The sequence below is a fragment of the Hydrococcus rivularis NIES-593 genome, assembly GCF_001904635.1.
Taxonomy (GTDB): domain Bacteria; phylum Cyanobacteriota; class Cyanobacteriia; order Cyanobacteriales; family Microcystaceae; genus Hydrococcus; species Hydrococcus rivularis.
This window is the reverse complement of record NZ_MRCB01000026.1, coordinates 54,240-69,184: the sequence shown is the minus strand read 5'-3', so window position 1 is coordinate 69,184 and position 14,945 is coordinate 54,240. Positions and strand designations below refer to the sequence as shown.

Here is a 14,945-nt window from a genome sequence, read left to right as displayed (position 1 = left end):
AGGTTTAAACCTTATCAAGCTTGAGTAGATATTTGTCTACAAAATTAGTAACTATTTTTCCTGAACTCCGAATTTAGAATTCATATCATTTTTTCATTCATTAATGACACAGATAGTCGATCGCCCTCACCCCTAACCCCTCTCCCTATTTGTGAGAGGGGAGAAGAATGTATATCGTGAAAACATGAAAATTGGTATCACGTGATATTATGTCCCTGTGCAATCATTTTTAAGCGCTTGCGAGGGAACTAATCTTGTTAATAAGCGCTAAAGAAAATATGAAGGTATTTGTTAATTCTCGCTTGCAACTTACATGTGAAAATAAGGTTTGCGCATGGAAAAATCTAAAGTCCAGCAATTGCTTGCTGAGAGCGATCGCAATAGTCCCTACATAACTCAAAAAAAAAATTATCCTCTGCTCAGATATATATCGATTTTTTTCTTAGTTTTCGGTATCTTTGTTCGCCTCATTCAATACGTCAGCAATCGCTCTCTTTGGTACGATGAAGCCTCGCTAGCACTCAATATCGTCAACCGTTCTTATTTAGAATTACTCGGTCCTCTGGATTACGATCAAGCAGCACCGCCGGGATTTCTCTGGATAGAAAAACTCTTCGTTCAACTGTTGGGCAATAACGAGTATGTGCTGCGGCTGTTTCCTCTCATCGTTGGCATTATTTCAATTTTCGCGTTCTACCAGTTTGCCCAACGCTATAGCTCTACTCTAGCGGCACCGATCGCGATCGCGCTATTTGCTTGTCTCGAAAGCACTATTTACTATGCTACGGAGGTAAAGCAGTATGGTGTCGATTTAATGGGCACTCTGATTCTGTCGCTGCTTCTCATTCCCCTTCGCGATCGCGTTTTTGGCAAGAGGCAGATTCTTTTTCTCAGTCTGGTGGGAGCAATTTTTATTTGGCTTTCCCATCCGGCGATCTTTGTCCTATCGGGAATAGAATTGAGTTCCTGGCTAAGTGCGCCTGCCAGAAAGCGACAAAGTATTATCCTCAATCGATTGCCGATTTATCTGGTATGGCTGTTGAGTTTTGCTGTGCTATTCTTCCTGTCAATTAATGTCTCGGCGAATAATCCACGGCTACAATATTCCTGGGGAGCGAGTTACCCCGATGCTCCCTGGGATGTGGTTTGGTTATTTGATTCCTTTGGCAGGTTTTTCTACACTCCATTAAGCTTTTTTAGCATCACCGATGGAATTGCTCTGTTTGCTTTTGTGTGCGGCTGTGTTGCTTACTATAGAACTAATAGAACTAATTTACTCTTTTTAGCTTCTCCATTTCTAACAACTTTACTAGCGAGTTATCTTCACAAATATCCCTTTCGCGATCGCTTAGTTTTCTTTCTCGCCCCCCCCACTCTCCTCTTCATTGCCGAAGGCGTTGTTTTTTTACTAACTCGATTCCAGCGGAGATATAAATACGTCATTATTTTAGGAATCATCGTTCTGATTGCTTTAGTTATTCCTCCATCAATCCGAGCAAGTCAACTGGTGTTTACGCCAGAAGTGAAAGAGGAAACCGTACCAGTGCTTGAATATGTCAAGTCTCACCAACAGCCAGGAGATATGCTCTACATTCATCGAGGGGCGAGAAGTCAATTTTTGTATTACGCCGAGAAGTTTGGCTATCGGGAAGGAGATTACATACTGGGTGGATTTTTAATGCCGAAAAAGGAAGATAATCGGGAACCATGGGTAAGATTCACGGGCGACATCGAGAAGCTGCGAGGCAAAGAGCGTGTTTGGCTCGTGTTTAGAGCGAAATATAAGGAAAGCAAGAAGTTCTCATCTTATCTAGATCGCATCGGCAAACAGCTAGATTTTTTCAGCCAGCGGATCGATTCTGCGATCCAACCCTGTATGTTCGTTTATTTGTACGACTTTAGTGGATCGCCTTAGTCTTGGGGAATTATATCAAATCCGATTATACGACCATAATTAAAGGAGTGCGACCAACAGGAGTCGCGAGCGGGACGCTCACACTAAATATTATGACAAAATTCAAGGAGCAGAATTGGCTTGCCAAAAGCGATCGAATTAACTATCTATCGCTTTTTTTCTTATTTTTCGGCATTTTAGTTCGCCTAATTCAATATATAAATAATCGCTCTCTTTGGGATGATGAGGCAGCACTGGCAATCAATATCGTCAACCGTTCTTATCTAGAATTACTCAGCCCTTTGGAGCGCAATCAAGCAGCACCGCCAGGATTTCTCTGGATAGAAAAGCTTTCTATTCAACTCTTCGGCAACAACGAGTATGCCCTCAGGCTGTTTCCTTTTATCGCTAGCATTGTTTCGCTATTTGCCTTCTACCAGTTTACCCGGCGCTATACCTCTGCGCTTGCCGCTCCCATTGCGATCGCGCTATTTGCCTGTCTGAGCTACAATCTCTACTACGCCACAGAAGTAAAGCAGTACGGCAGCGATGTCATGATAGCGCTGCTTCTTTTCTTAATTCTCATTCCCCTTCGCCAGCAAATTCTTAAAGCAAGACAGATTCTATTTCTTAGTCTGGTGGGAGCAATTGGGATTTGGCTTTCCCATCCATCGATTTTTGTCCTATCGGCCATAGAATTAAGTTCTCTGCTGACTGCCCCTGCCCGGAAAAGACTAAGCATTATCCTCAACCGATTACCAATGTATCTCGTTTGGCTGTCGAGTTTTGGCGTGCTTTATTTTCTGACAATTAGCGGCACTATGAAGAATGAAGCGCTACAAGGTTCTTGGGGTGCCAGCTATCCCGATTCTCTTTTCGATCTGGTTTGGTTGTTCGATGCTTTTGGCAGATTTTTCCATACTCCGTTAGGTTTTGTCAGCATCACCGATGGAGTTGCTATGTTCGCCTTTGTATGCGGATGTGTCGCTTACTATCGAATTAATAGAACTAATTTACTCTTTATAAGTTCTCCATTCCTAACAACTTTGTTAGCAAGTTATCTGCAAAAATATCCTTTTCGCGATCGCTTGATTCTTTTTCTCATACCATTCGCGATCGCTATTATTGCCGAAGGCATCGTTTTTTTACTCGCTCAATTCCAGGGGCGGCGTAAATATTTCGCTATTTTAGGAATTATCGTCGCGATCGCTTTGCTTGCTCCTCCTACACTCCAAGCGAGTCAACTGGTTATTCGTCCAGCCCTTAAAGAAGAGATTAAACCAGCGATCGAATATGTCAAGTCTTGCCAGCAGCCAGAAGATAGTTTTTATATTTATACTAGGGCGCAGAATGCCTTTACTTACTATGCCGAGAAATATGGCTATTTCAAAGGAGATTACGTTATTGGAGTGCAAGTCTTGCCCAACGATGGCAAAGGAACTCAGGAAGAATGGGAACAATACAAGCGCGAAATCCAGCGCTTTCGAGGCGAACGGCGCGTTTGGCTACTGTATCGAGCAAACGATAAGGAACGCCAGGAAATTACCTCATATCTAAATCAAATCGGTCAGCAACTCGATTATTTTAATCAGCCCGGTATATTTGTCTATTTATACGACTTTAGTCGATCGCCTTTGCAATCTGGTAAAAGTAATGACACTAATCCTAACCAATGACGACGGAATCGATGCCCCCGGCATTCGGGCACTACAAAAAGCTTTAAATGGTCGAGGCATCATCGTTGCACCAAAAGATCATTTATCCGGTTGCGGACATAAAGTTACCACCACGCGACCAATTCATCTGCAAAAGCGATCCGAAAGCGAATATGCAGTCGATGGAACGCCTGCCGATTGCACTCGCTTAGCTATTACCCATATTGCCCCAGAAACGACGTGGGTACTTTCTGGCATTAATGCAGGCGGGAATTTGGGGATCGATACTTATATTTCGGGAACGGTTGCTGCGGTGAGAGAAGCGGCAATCCACGGCATCCCTGGAATTGCTATCTCCCACTGGATTAGAAGACCGCTAATCGTCAATTGGGATCTCGCCTCGGTTTGGACGGCAAAAGTGTTGGCAGAGTTATTCAATCGTCCTATTCCCCCCAAAAGTTTCTGGAATGTCAATTTGCCTCATATCGAACCCAATTCCCCCGAACCAGAGATTGTGTTTTGCAAACCGAGTACGCAACCTTTACCTGTTAAATATCGCGTCGAGGGCGATTTATTTTATTACGAGGGAGAATATTCTAAACGCGATCGCGCTACTGGAACCGATGTCGATGTTTGTTTTTCTGGTAAGATTGCCGTGACGTTGATTCAACTTTGAATCTAGTTTTGATTTAATACATTTGAGCGTTCGTATAGTCTTTTTTTAGAAGAGAAAATAACCTCAGATCGTGAAATTTTCCTTTCCAAAATCCATATTCTCTAAGGATTCCTTCTTTATTTTTGAAACGCTCCGCACGGCGACTAATTAAAAATTTAATTTGCTCTATACTGGTAGCGGTTTCTAGGTCGTGACATCGAGTTACATAATCATCGGCAAAGATTTCAAAAATTGCCGATGCGTCAGATAGTTTTGTTTCTCTTAAAATTAAATTTTTTGTCTCTAGTTTTGGAAATTGACTAGATGTAGGGCTTTTATTCATTTGCGAGCCACTATTTATTTAATTGCTCGCGGGCAAGATGACCGCACTACTTATAATTATGATTTTACAGATGAAATATTACTCCTTTGAATTGTGAGAATTAGTGTGAGCGTCTCGCTCGCGCACGATCTAAACGCGAGCAAGACGGCTTCGCTCAGGACGCGGAGCGCGAAGGATCTTTCGCACTACAGTGCGTATACTCTAACACTTTTAGGCACAGAGAAAATCAATCGAACCGACTAGCGATCGCAAATGGCTATAAATGCGCGATTTGCATTAAAAGAATTCATAAGCAGTGATAGATGGCACAAATTGTATTGAAAATTACAGTTTATTAAGAAAAATATCAAGACCATCAAGTAAAAGCGCCAGAAAGAAAGTCTTCGTTATCTCGCCATACGAGCGAAAATCTCAAGTTCTATGACTGACTCAGTAAAAACCCTCTGTCCCTATTGCGGTGTTGGATGCGGATTGGAAGTTTCTCCGCCTGCTGCTGCGGGACGCGCGACCCATCGAGATAGTCAAGGAAATCCGATTTGGAAAGTCGTCGGCGATCGCTCTCACCCCTCCTCTCAAGGCATGGTTTGCGTCAAAGGGGCAACCATTAGCGAATCGCTAGACAAAGATCGCCTCAAATATCCCATGATGAGGGACTCTTTATCCGATCCCTTTCGTCGAGTCAGTTGGGATGAAGCCTTAGATCGCATCGTCGATCGCATCCGAACCGTTATCGCTACGCAAGGTTCCGATGGCATTTGCTTGTATGGTTCCGGTCAATTTCAAACCGAAGACTACTATGTCGCCCAGAAACTGATCAAAGGCTGCTTGGGCACCAATAACTTCGATGCCAACTCCCGCCTTTGCATGTCCTCCGCCGTGGCGGGTTATATTCAAAGCTTCGGTTCTGACGGACCTCCCTGTTGTTATGACGACTTGGAATTGACCGATTGTGCCTTTTTAATCGGTACGAATACCGCCGAATGCCACCCCATCGTTTTCAACCGCTTGCACAAACATATCAAGCGCGATCGCAAAGCCAAACTGATCGTCGTCGATCCCCGCCGAACGAAAACCGCAGAAGCAGCCGATCTCCATATTGCCATCAATCCTGGCACCGATATCGACCTACTCAACGGCATCGCCCATCTGCTGATGCGTTGGGACAAAATTGACACTCTCTTTATCGATGAATGTACTAAAGATTTTCCCGCCTACGCGGAAGTCATCAGCCACTATCCCCCCGAATTAGTTGCCCGCAAATGCGGCATCCGCATCGACCATCTAGAACAAGCAGCGCGTTATTGGGCAGAATCGGAACGGGTTCTCTCTCTGTGGTCGATGGGAGTCAATCAGTCTTCTGAAGGAACAGCTAAAGTTCGCACCATTATTAACCTACACCTAATGACCGCCAATATCGGCAAACCGGGCGCGGGACCTTTTTCTCTTACCGGGCAGCCAAACGCAATGGGAGGACGGGAAGCCGGCGGACTCGCCCATATTCTCCCCGGTTATCGGTCGGTCAAAAATCCCCAACATCGCGCCGAAGTGGAACGACTCTGGGAACTTCCCGCCGGACGAATTTCCCCCAATCCAGGTCGAGATGCTTGGAGTATGATAACGGGTTTGGAAACCGGCGAAGTAGGTTTACTGTGGATTGCTGCGACCAATCCCGCCGTCAGCATGCCGGATTTAGAACGCACGAAAGCTGCGCTACTGAAGTCGCCCTTGACCGTCTATCAGGATGCCTATTACCCGACAGAAACGGCAGCTTATGCCCATATTTTATTGCCGGCGGCGCAATGGGGCGAGAAAACGGGAACGATGACCAATTCCGAACGGGTAGTAACGTTGTGTCCGCAGTTCCGTCTCCGTCCGGGAGAAGCCAAAGCCGACTGGGAAATCTTTGCAGAAGTGGGTCGTCGCTTGGGGTTTGTCGAACAGTTTAACTTTCCCGATTCGGCTGCGGTGCATCGGGAATTTGTGCAAGCAACCCGCAATCGTCCCTGCGATATGACGGGAATTAGCTACGATCGCTTGCAGCAAGAAGGCCCCATTCAATGGCCCTGTCCCTTGGACGGAGGGAGAGAAAGTACTTCTACTCAACAATCTGGAATTCTCTCTAATCTATTTAAGGGGAAGGAGGAAAAACCAAAAGGCAAGCGCCTTTATATGGATTGGCGGTTTAATACTCCCGACGGACGGGCGAGGTTTGCTGCCTATCATTCCAAGGGATTAGCGGAACCCGCCGACGAAACCTATCCTTTTGTCTTGACGACAGGGAGATTATACGGTCATTGGCATACTCAAACTCGCACGGGACGAATTGAGAAAATTACTAAGATGCATCCCAATCCCTTTGTTGAAATTCACCCTCGCGATGCAGAAAAATTGGGAATTAAAGATGAGGATTGGGTCGAAGTGCGATCGCGTCGCGGCAGGGCACGTTTTCCGGCTAAAGTTACCAAAGCGATCGCGCCTGGTACGGTTTTCGTTCCCATGCACTGGGGTGCACTCTGGGCAGATAATGCAGAGGCTAATAGTCTCACCCACCCAGAAGCTTGTCCCGATTCTCTCGAACCAGAATTAAAAGCTTGTGCAGTCCGATTAGTGCCTATTTCGGCTATCTCCGAAGCTGATGCCGAAAAACCCGTCCAAACCTCGTCAGCACCTGAATACGCATCTACACCTAAATGACTCTCAGTAAGATGGGAAGTAGAGGGACTAGGGAGACAATCAATCCAAAATCCTTTCATCGAATGACTGAAAACTGAAATGACTGATTTTTTTCAATTCGAGGCTGATTTCGTTGATTCCTTGCGCTGTATTCCCATGCAAGTGAGAATGAAACTCGATACTTGTGGAGTAAAACTCAAGCTATTTCATTGGAACCAGTTCAGCCAAGAAGAACGACAAACCCTCGTTGCTTTGCCATGCACAACTGTTGAAGAAAGTCAAGCTTATCGAGACTATTTACAAAATCTCGTCAAAGAAAAAACGGGCAAACCGGCAAGCGAACTCGCGATCGATCCCCATCCACCTTGGCTGGATGCTTCGACGGTGCCAGCCCAAACTCAGGAAAAAGCCGCAGAATTCGGCATCGCGATTACGGTACAGCAGTGGGAAAATCTCACTCCCGCACAGCGTTTTGCCCTTATCAAACTCAGCCGTCCCGGTCACGAAAATCAAAATTTTTTTCCAGCGCTAAAAGAATTTAAACTTGCATAATTCGCGATCGCTCAGTGGAAGCGAGTCGGTCTAAGAATGCTGTCCTTAAAAAAAGTATAAGCCTAGGGCAGCTTTCCACGATGATAATGCGACAATACCCAGATAAACTCTCGATCTAACAGGTTATCCCAAAAGTCTAGAATGTCATGTTGAGCATAGCGATCGCGAAGCGAAATATCTTAATACCAATTCGCAATTATCAATTCGCCATTCGCAATTAGTTAGTAGCCCTGTGTGTAAGGCTTTTTCATTGAGCATCTGTAGCGTTCTTTTTTAGATGAGAATGACAAAATAGACTTTTGGGATGTCCTCTAAGGTCTGTAAAACATCTGGGGGATAAAATTTATGAAACTAGCATCGCGAGTCGGTCAGGTAACGCCATCCCTAACATTAGCGATCGATTCCAAAGCCAAAGCAATGAAGGCGCAGGGAATTGATGTCTGTAGTTTTAGTGCGGGAGAGCCAGATTTTGACACGCCGCAACACGTTAAGGAAGCTGCCAAACTGGCGCTAGACCAAGGAAAAACTAAGTATGGCCCTGCGTCTGGAGAACCAAAACTCAGAGCGGCGATCGCCAAAAAGCTATACGAAGACAATCATTTAAATTATCAAGCAGAAAATATTATTGTCACCAATGGCGGCAAACATTCTCTGTTCAATTTGATGCTTGCCTTAATCGAACCAGGCGATGAGGTCATTATTCCAGCCCCCTATTGGCTGAGCTATCCTGAGATGGTGAAGATAGCAAGCGGTACGCCAGTTATTGTCGATACGCCTGAAGAAAACCAATACAAGATTACTCCCGACCAACTCCGTCAAGCCATTACTCCTCGGACAAAACTATTTGTCCTCAACTCCCCTTCTAACCCAACCGGGATAGTTTACACGCCCGATGAAATTCGCGCTCTAGCTGAGGTTATTGTAGAACGGGATATACTCGTTGTCTCCGACGAAATTTATGAAAAAATTGTCTACGACGGTGCAGAACATTTAAGTATTGGTGCCGTTAGCGAAGAAGCTTTTAAGCGGACGATTATTAGCAACGGTTTCGCCAAAGCCTATTCTATGACGGGCTGGCGCGTCGGCTATCTAGCGGGACCACTAGAGCTAATTAAAGCTACAATTACCATTCAAAGTCATAGTACTTCTAATGTTTGTACCTTTGCACAACACGGCGCGATCGCGGCTTTAGAAGGCTCTCAGGATTGCGTGCAACAAATGCTCGCTGCTTTTGCCAAACGGCGACAGTATATGTTAGAGCGCATTAGTGCCATTCCCAACCTCAGTTGTCCCAAACCCAATGGCGCTTTTTACGTCTTTATAGACATTAGCCAAACGGGAATGGCTTCCATCGATTTCTGTAAAGCCTTACTGGAAGAGCATCAAGTAGCCGCCGTTCCTGGCATTGCCTTTGGCGCAGATCGATGCATCCGTCTTTCCTATGCCACCGATATGACCACTATCGAGAAAGGATTGAACAGACTCGATAAGTTTGTGCGATCGCTCTGAAGAGAGAGGTGTGAGGAGAGGAGGAGACGGGGAGAGGTGGGAGACATAACCACTAACTACCAACCATGCTTATCGTCCTAAATCGTGCATGGCATTGATAATAGCGGCGCACTTTTCTGTCACTTGTTGTAATTCATCTCGTTTGGTTGAGGATGGGGGAGCGATTAACTCCCCGATTCTAACGGTGACGGGTACGGGGTAGGGAAAAGGCGAACCTTTGCGTAAAATTTTCTCTGTGCCCCACAAACTCACGGGTAAGAGAGGGACTTGCGCTTTAGCCGCAATCAGCGCTGCTCCTCGTCTAGGATTAGTAATACGACCGTCAGGAGTTCGAGTCCCTGTCAAAAAAATCCCTGCTATCCAACCTTCTTCTAGGGCAGTCAGTGCTGCTTGGATGGCATCGCGATCGCTCGTTGCTCGTTTGACGGGATAAGCTCCATATAATTCGATCGCCTGCTTCAATACAGGAATTTTAAATAATTCTTCTTTTGCCATATAGGCTACCGGACGGCGCAGACAGTTGGATACAATTGGCGGATCGAAGTAACTGCCGTGGTTGCAGACGGCAACTAGAGCACCTTTTTGAGGAACGTTTTCTGTCCCATAAATGCGAACCCGAAAATAAACGTGCAGCATGGGACTAACGACCGACCACTTGAATAAGTGATAGAGCACCAAATTAGTCAAGGGTTCTCGTTCTCTGGGTTGATTGTCATTGGTCATTTGATGAAAAGTTTTTAGATTTTTAAATCATAAATCTGACGGCGGGGAATATTAGTGAGTTGGGCTAACTGACGACTAGCTTGCGATCGCGTCATTCCTTGCTCGATTAGGTGTCGCAGTTCGGTTTTGAGTTCCTCTTCCGATAAAATGAGATTTTCTTGCGTTTGAGTCCCTGCGACGACAAGGGTAAATTCTCCTTTGGGTTCGCGGTTAGTCGTATAGAGTGCGATCGCATCTCGAATTGTCCCTCGCCAAAATTCTTCATGTACTTTGGTTAATTCTCTTGCCAATACGATTTGTCTATTTTCCCCTAAAACGCTGGCTAAATCCCTGAGAGTTTCAAGCAAGCGATGGGGGGCTTCGTATAAAATCAAGGTGCGAGTTTCATGTTTCAAAAAATTAAGGCGATCGCGCCTTTCTTTTTCTTTTATAGGTAAAAACCCTTCAAAAACAAAGCGATCGGTTGGCAAACCCGATGCCGCTAGCGCAGTCACCGCTGCCGTGACTCCTGGAATGGGAATGACCGAGATGCCAGCATCGATGCAAGCTTTCACCAATTCGTAACCCGGATCGGAAATTGCTGGCATTCCCGCATCCGTTACTAGAGCAATTGTCTCTCCTTTTTGGAGACGAGCTAATAATTCTTCCTGACGCGATCGCTTATTGTGTTCGTGATAGCTAATCTGTGGGGTAGCAATCTGAAAATGTTGTAATAATTTTCCCGTGTGGCGAGTATCTTCAGCCGCAATTAAATCTACTGTTTGTAAAATTCCTATTGCTCGAAAGGTAATATCTTCCAGATTTCCTATCGGCGTTCCGACTAGATATAGCGTTCCCGGTTTTAAGTCTTTTGACATTCAAATTCTTGATGGCGACAAATTGAGTGCGATCGCCATTAACAATTTTAATTAGGACTTACGCATTGACAAAGTGGTATAATAAGCCTTTGAAAAACAAGTGTCGTCTACAAGCGGAGAGCGAATAATTAGAGAAATCAGCTAGCCTTCAACCGCACCATTTTTACTATCAAACTCAAACCAGGTCGCATGCTGTAGATTAGCCCAAACCTATGAATTATTTTAACATGATAGCCTAAATCTAGTAGCTTCTGTGGTAAGGGATAACCGCTCTGAGGTTCGTAAAGTTTTAATTCTTACCCTGCTTCTTAATCTCTTCGTTATGGGACTCAAAGCAGTGGTAGGAGTCCAGGCGAATTCATTGAGTTTGCAAGCAGATGCCTTACACAGCGTCACCGATAGTGCAAATAACATTCTCGGTTTAATTGCCAGTCGCTTGTCCTCTCCTCACCCCGATCGCGATCATCCCTACGGACATCAAAAATATGAAGCGCTAGGCGCATTGGGAATCGCTGCTTTTTTAGGAATTGCTTGTTTTGAAATCCTGAAAAACGCAGCCGAACGAATTTTGAAGGGAGGAAGTCCCGTTCGCATTGCTGGCGCAGAATTATCGCTCCTGATCGTCGTGTTGGGGGTGAATATTTTTGTGGCTTTTTACGAACGGAAAGTTGGCAGGAAAGTTGGAAGTCCGATTTTGATTGCCGATGCTTACCACACCATGAGCGACATCTGGGTGACGATTGCGGTTATGGCTGGATTGGTTGGCGTTTGGCAAGGACGGGTGTTAAATTTACCGCAACTGCAATGGCTAGACGTAATTTTGTCTTTCCCCGTTGCTTTGTTGGTATTTTACAGCGGTTGGACGGTATTAAAGGCCAACGTGCCTTGGTTGGTAGATGAAATGGCGATCGCGCCCGAAGCAATCCATCAAATCGTCATGGAGGTTCCCGGCGTTATCAATTGCCATGATATAGCCTCTAGGGGATTGCTGGGACGACAAATATTTATAGAAATGCACTTAGTTGTAGAGGCAACCGATGTGGAAAACGCCCATAAAATTACAGAAGAAGTAGAAATTCGCTTGGCAGAACAATTCAGTCCCGTACGAGTAATCATCCATGTAGAACCTCCCGATTATCAACACGATCGCATTACTTTTGAGTCAGGAGACTCTTAATTGCGCGATCGTTTTTTCCACAGATAAGTGCAATTTTCCACAGATTGCCGCTAAGTTTTCCACAGAAAATCAAGAAACGATTATTACCGAGTTATCTCAATTTAAAATAACGCGTAGGTTCTGGGGTTCAGTGTCTGATTACCTTTGACTATTGGGCAGACGATTGCGATCGCTTCACGCCAGTATGGGATACAGCGATGGAATCGCTTACCTTGGGTTTGTACATCCGCGATCCTCGAACGGGATTCGCCCTGCCCGATTAGTCAGTAGGCTTAAGCCAGCTAACATTCCCAATCGCCCGTCCCAGATAATCTTGTGTCGCACTGTATAATAATGATTATCATTATTATAAAGGGAGTACCGATCGCGTCGGTACAAACCACTTGTCAAAAATTAGCTCTCTAAGCACTTATTGCTCCGTATTCCTACCTGATTTTTTGTTGTTGAGATTCATCTATGACCTTATCTAAGTCCGAACCTACTGCAATCAAATCGACTAAAAGTTCCTTCCCCAATCTGACTACCGAACATCAATCTCTTGTTTCACAAGAGGATATGATCCAGGCGGTACGGACTTTACTGTTAGGATTAGGAGAAGATCCAGATCGCGAAGGGTTAAAAGATACTCCCAAACGAGTTGTTAAAGCCTTACAATTCTTGACGTCAGGGTATCATCAATCTCTCGATGAATTGCTCAACGGGGCAGTTTTTCACGAAGATACCGACGAGATGGTATTGGTGCGAGATATCGATCTTTTCAGTTCCTGCGAACATCATATTTTACCCATTTTAGGCCGCGCTCACGTCGCCTATATTCCTGATGGAAAAGTAATGGGACTCTCAAAAATCGCGCGCATTTGTGAAATGTATGCCAGACGCTTGCAAGTGCAAGAAAGATTAACCGCACAAATTGCCGATGCCATACAAGGATTATTAAAACCAAAAGGCGTGGCGGTTGTTATCGAAGCAACTCATATGTGTATGGTGATGCGGGGAGTACAAAAACCCGGTTCTTGGACTTCTACCAGTGCCGTGAGGGGAGTCTTTGCAGAAGATGCGAAAACTCGTCAAGAATTTATGAGTTTAATTTGTCATAATCCTACCTTTCATTAACTAAATTCCAAGTTAAACAGCGTGCCATAAGTAGAGGTGAGTTATTTCTCATCTCTACTTTTCCGGAGATAGAAACATGAATCAAGATTTTCTTTGGATTGAACAATTAAAATTTAACGAGCAAGGATTAATTCCTGCCATTGCTCAAGATTATCGGGATGGCGCTATCTTGATGATGGCATGGATGAATAGAGAATCAATTCAGCAAACTTTGATGACGGGAGAAGTATATTATTGGAGCCGCTCTCGACAAGAATTATGGCACAAAGGGGCAACTTCCGGACATATTCAGAAAGTAAAAGAATTGTATTATGATTGCGATGCTGATACCTTGTTATTAAAAATCGAACAGGTTGGAGATATTGCCTGTCATACGGGTAAAAGAAGTTGTTTTTTTAATTTTGTTCCTCTCAATTATTTTCATCAGATCTAGGTTAATTTTTATGAGCTAACTTTTTCAAATCTAATAATATGAATTGTCCCAATATTTCTCTTTCCGATTCTCTGCCTACTCTTCCCAAAAGAGGAATGCCAGTAACTATTATCACTGGTTTCTTGGGCAGTGGCAAAACAACTTTGCTCAATCATATTCTAGAGAATCGACAAGGGTTGAAAGTGGCTGTTTTAGTCAATGAATTTGGCGATATCAATATCGATTCCCAACTTCTAGTTTCAACGGAAGAAGATATGTTTGAGTTAAGCAATGGTTGTATCTGCTGTACGATTAATGATAGTTTAATCGAGGCAGTTTATCAGATTTTAGAAAGAGAAGATAAAATCGATTATTTGATTATTGAAACAACAGGATTAGCCGATCCTTTTCCGATTATTTTGACTTTTATAGCTACTGAGTTAAAGTTTTTAACCCATCTGGATTCGATTATTACGTTAGTCGATTCAGAAAATTTTACTCCCGAACATTTTGATAGTGATATCGCTCTTCGTCAGATTAAATATGGCGACATTATAATTCTCAATAAAATAGATAGAGTTGATGAGAGAAAAATCAAAGAGTTAGAAGATTTTATTCAAGGCAATAAAGAAGGGGTGAGGATTTTTCATGGTCAATATGGGAAAGTCCCGCTAACATTACTTTTGGGATTAGGATTAACTCAAGAAGATATTTATATCAGTCAAATTAGAAAATTTCGGCGCGATCGCGAATCTTCTGGTTATCATATAGAAAATGATGGATTTGTGGCTGTTTCTTTTGAGAGCGATCGCCCTTTTGATTTACAGAAATTCGAGAACTTTATTGTCGAGCAAATGCCCTATACTGTCTTTCGAGCTAAGGGAATTCTTTGGTTTGAAGAAAGCAAATTGAGACATATTTTTCAGCTTAGCGGCAATCGTTACGAACTCGAAGCAGATGAATGGCAAACGCAACCTAAAAATCAGCTGGTTTTGATCGGTCGGAATTTAGATACTACGCTCATCCACGAGCAACTAAAAACCTGCTTAATTTCTCATTCTACTGACAATTAAACTTTTTCTGCTCGGAACCTAATACCAATTTTCAGGTTTTCGCGATAGACATTCTTCTCACCTCTCCCTATTTGGGAGAGGGGTTAGGGGTGAGGGCGATCGACTATCTCTCTGTTATTAATGAATGAAAAATGATATAGTCTTTGATTTCGCTTTTTTTTGCTGTTGGAATAAATTTTTTGAATTTTTCGATCTCCAAAAAGCCAGTTGCGGGATTTGAACCCGCGACCCTCGCATTACGAGTGCGATGCTCTACCACTGAGCTAAACTGGCATAGGGCACAGTGAAAATTATAAATTAATGCTCTAT

Annotated in this window: 13 protein-coding genes and 1 tRNA gene; 10 read left to right on the top strand and 4 right to left on the bottom strand. The window is 44.0% G+C overall.

From position 1 onward, the window contains the following. The first annotated feature begins 334 nt into the window (after positions 1–334). From NIES593_RS17720 to surE, 3 genes are all read left to right on the top strand, one after another. On the top strand, positions 335–1,915 hold the full coding sequence (locus NIES593_RS17720) for a glycosyltransferase family 39 protein (protein WP_083602482.1): 1,581 nt from the start codon (positions 335–337) through the stop codon (positions 1,913–1,915). Positions 1,916–2,007: 92 nt separating this feature from the next. Continuing rightward, positions 2,008–3,570, top strand: coding sequence for a glycosyltransferase family 39 protein (locus NIES593_RS17715; protein ID WP_073600845.1), 1,563 nt, complete (start codon positions 2,008–2,010; stop codon positions 3,568–3,570). Further along, entirely contained in the window at positions 3,548–4,225 is a 678-nt protein-coding gene (surE, locus tag NIES593_RS17710; protein WP_073600838.1) for a 5'/3'-nucleotidase SurE, read from the top strand. The genes NIES593_RS17715 and surE overlap by 23 nt, the downstream gene beginning before the upstream one ends. Positions 4,226–4,238: 13 nt before the next feature. Here the strand turns inward: surE and NIES593_RS17705 are convergent, their stop codons facing one another. Continuing rightward, a complete protein-coding gene (locus NIES593_RS17705) occupies positions 4,239–4,547 on the bottom strand; it encodes a GNAT family N-acetyltransferase (protein ID WP_073600837.1) in 309 nt (102 codons plus the stop codon). Between the two features lie 420 nt (positions 4,548–4,967). Between NIES593_RS17705 and NIES593_RS17700 the strand changes: the two genes are divergently transcribed. The 3 genes from NIES593_RS17700 to NIES593_RS17690 all read left to right on the top strand — a co-directional run bounded on the left by NIES593_RS17700 (position 4,968) and on the right by NIES593_RS17690 (position 9,281). Further along, a complete protein-coding gene (locus tag NIES593_RS17700; RefSeq protein WP_073600836.1) occupies positions 4,968–7,241 on the top strand; it encodes a molybdopterin oxidoreductase family protein in 2,274 nt (757 codons plus the stop codon). A gap of 78 nt (positions 7,242–7,319) precedes the next feature. Beyond that, on the top strand, positions 7,320–7,772 hold the full coding sequence (locus NIES593_RS17695) for a nitrate reductase associated protein (RefSeq protein ID WP_073600835.1): 453 nt from the start codon (positions 7,320–7,322) through the stop codon (positions 7,770–7,772). Between the two features lie 345 nt (positions 7,773–8,117). Further along, entirely contained in the window at positions 8,118–9,281 is a 1,164-nt protein-coding gene (locus NIES593_RS17690) for a pyridoxal phosphate-dependent aminotransferase (protein WP_073600834.1), read from the top strand. Positions 9,282–9,350: 69 nt separating this feature from the next. On the opposite strand, the gene NIES593_RS17685 is transcribed toward NIES593_RS17690, so the two are convergent. Together NIES593_RS17685 and rsmI are read right to left on the bottom strand one after the other, a co-directional pair. Beyond that, positions 9,351–10,004: a lysophospholipid acyltransferase family protein gene (locus tag NIES593_RS17685; RefSeq protein ID WP_073600833.1), complete on the bottom strand. Its 654-nt coding sequence runs from the start codon at positions 10,002–10,004 to the stop codon at positions 9,351–9,353. Between the two features lie 14 nt (positions 10,005–10,018). After that, positions 10,019–10,861, bottom strand: a complete 843-nt coding sequence (gene rsmI / locus NIES593_RS17680; protein ID WP_073600832.1) for a 16S rRNA (cytidine(1402)-2'-O)-methyltransferase — start codon at positions 10,859–10,861, stop codon at positions 10,019–10,021. Positions 10,862–11,114: 253 nt separating this feature from the next. On the opposite strand from rsmI, the gene cdf31 reads away from it, so the two are divergent. From cdf31 to NIES593_RS17660, 4 genes are all read left to right on the top strand, one after another. Then, positions 11,115–12,038 carry a CDF family zinc efflux transporter Cdf31 gene (gene cdf31, locus NIES593_RS17675; protein ID WP_073600831.1) on the top strand — a complete coding sequence of 308 codons (924 nt, stop codon included), beginning with the start codon at positions 11,115–11,117 and terminating at the stop codon, positions 12,036–12,038. Between the two features lie 456 nt (positions 12,039–12,494). Beyond that, positions 12,495–13,151 (top strand): GTP cyclohydrolase I FolE, encoded by a 657-nt coding sequence (folE, locus tag NIES593_RS17670; RefSeq protein ID WP_073600830.1) that lies wholly within the window; start codon positions 12,495–12,497, stop codon positions 13,149–13,151. A 76-nt stretch (positions 13,152–13,227) separates the two neighbouring features. Continuing rightward, positions 13,228–13,584, top strand: a complete 357-nt coding sequence (gene hisI, locus NIES593_RS17665) for a phosphoribosyl-AMP cyclohydrolase (RefSeq protein WP_073600829.1) — start codon at positions 13,228–13,230, stop codon at positions 13,582–13,584. A 38-nt stretch (positions 13,585–13,622) separates the two neighbouring features. Next, complete coding sequence (locus tag NIES593_RS17660) at positions 13,623–14,636, top strand: CobW family GTP-binding protein (RefSeq protein ID WP_073600828.1); 1,014 nt, start codon at positions 13,623–13,625, stop codon at positions 14,634–14,636. A gap of 201 nt (positions 14,637–14,837) precedes the next feature. On the opposite strand, the gene NIES593_RS17655 is transcribed toward NIES593_RS17660, so the two are convergent. Further along, a tRNA-Thr gene (locus tag NIES593_RS17655) sits at positions 14,838–14,909 on the bottom strand. Positions 14,910–14,945 lie beyond the last annotated feature (36 nt).

What these genes read in the sequence shown, in the direction of transcription:
- NIES593_RS17720 (WP_083602482.1), top strand. Translation starts at nt 335, where the DNA reads ATGGAAAAATCTAAAGTCCAGCAATTGCTTGCTGAGAGCGATCGCAAT.
- NIES593_RS17715 (WP_073600845.1), top strand. Translation starts at nt 2,008, where the DNA reads ATGACAAAATTCAAGGAGCAGAATTGGCTTGCCAAAAGCGATCGAATT.
- surE (WP_073600838.1), top strand. Translation starts at nt 3,548, where the DNA reads ATGACACTAATCCTAACCAATGACGACGGAATCGATGCCCCCGGCATT.
- NIES593_RS17705 (WP_073600837.1), bottom strand. Translation starts at nt 4,547, where the DNA reads ATGAATAAAAGCCCTACATCTAGTCAATTTCCAAAACTAGAGACAAAA.
- NIES593_RS17700 (WP_073600836.1), top strand. Translation starts at nt 4,968, where the DNA reads ATGACTGACTCAGTAAAAACCCTCTGTCCCTATTGCGGTGTTGGATGC.
- NIES593_RS17695 (WP_073600835.1), top strand. Translation starts at nt 7,320, where the DNA reads ATGACTGATTTTTTTCAATTCGAGGCTGATTTCGTTGATTCCTTGCGC.
- NIES593_RS17690 (WP_073600834.1), top strand. Translation starts at nt 8,118, where the DNA reads ATGAAACTAGCATCGCGAGTCGGTCAGGTAACGCCATCCCTAACATTA.
- NIES593_RS17685 (WP_073600833.1), bottom strand. Translation starts at nt 10,004, where the DNA reads ATGACCAATGACAATCAACCCAGAGAACGAGAACCCTTGACTAATTTG.
- rsmI (WP_073600832.1), bottom strand. Translation starts at nt 10,861, where the DNA reads ATGTCAAAAGACTTAAAACCGGGAACGCTATATCTAGTCGGAACGCCG.
- folE (WP_073600830.1), top strand. Translation starts at nt 12,495, where the DNA reads ATGACCTTATCTAAGTCCGAACCTACTGCAATCAAATCGACTAAAAGT.
- hisI (WP_073600829.1), top strand. Translation starts at nt 13,228, where the DNA reads ATGAATCAAGATTTTCTTTGGATTGAACAATTAAAATTTAACGAGCAA.
- NIES593_RS17660 (WP_073600828.1), top strand. Translation starts at nt 13,623, where the DNA reads ATGAATTGTCCCAATATTTCTCTTTCCGATTCTCTGCCTACTCTTCCC.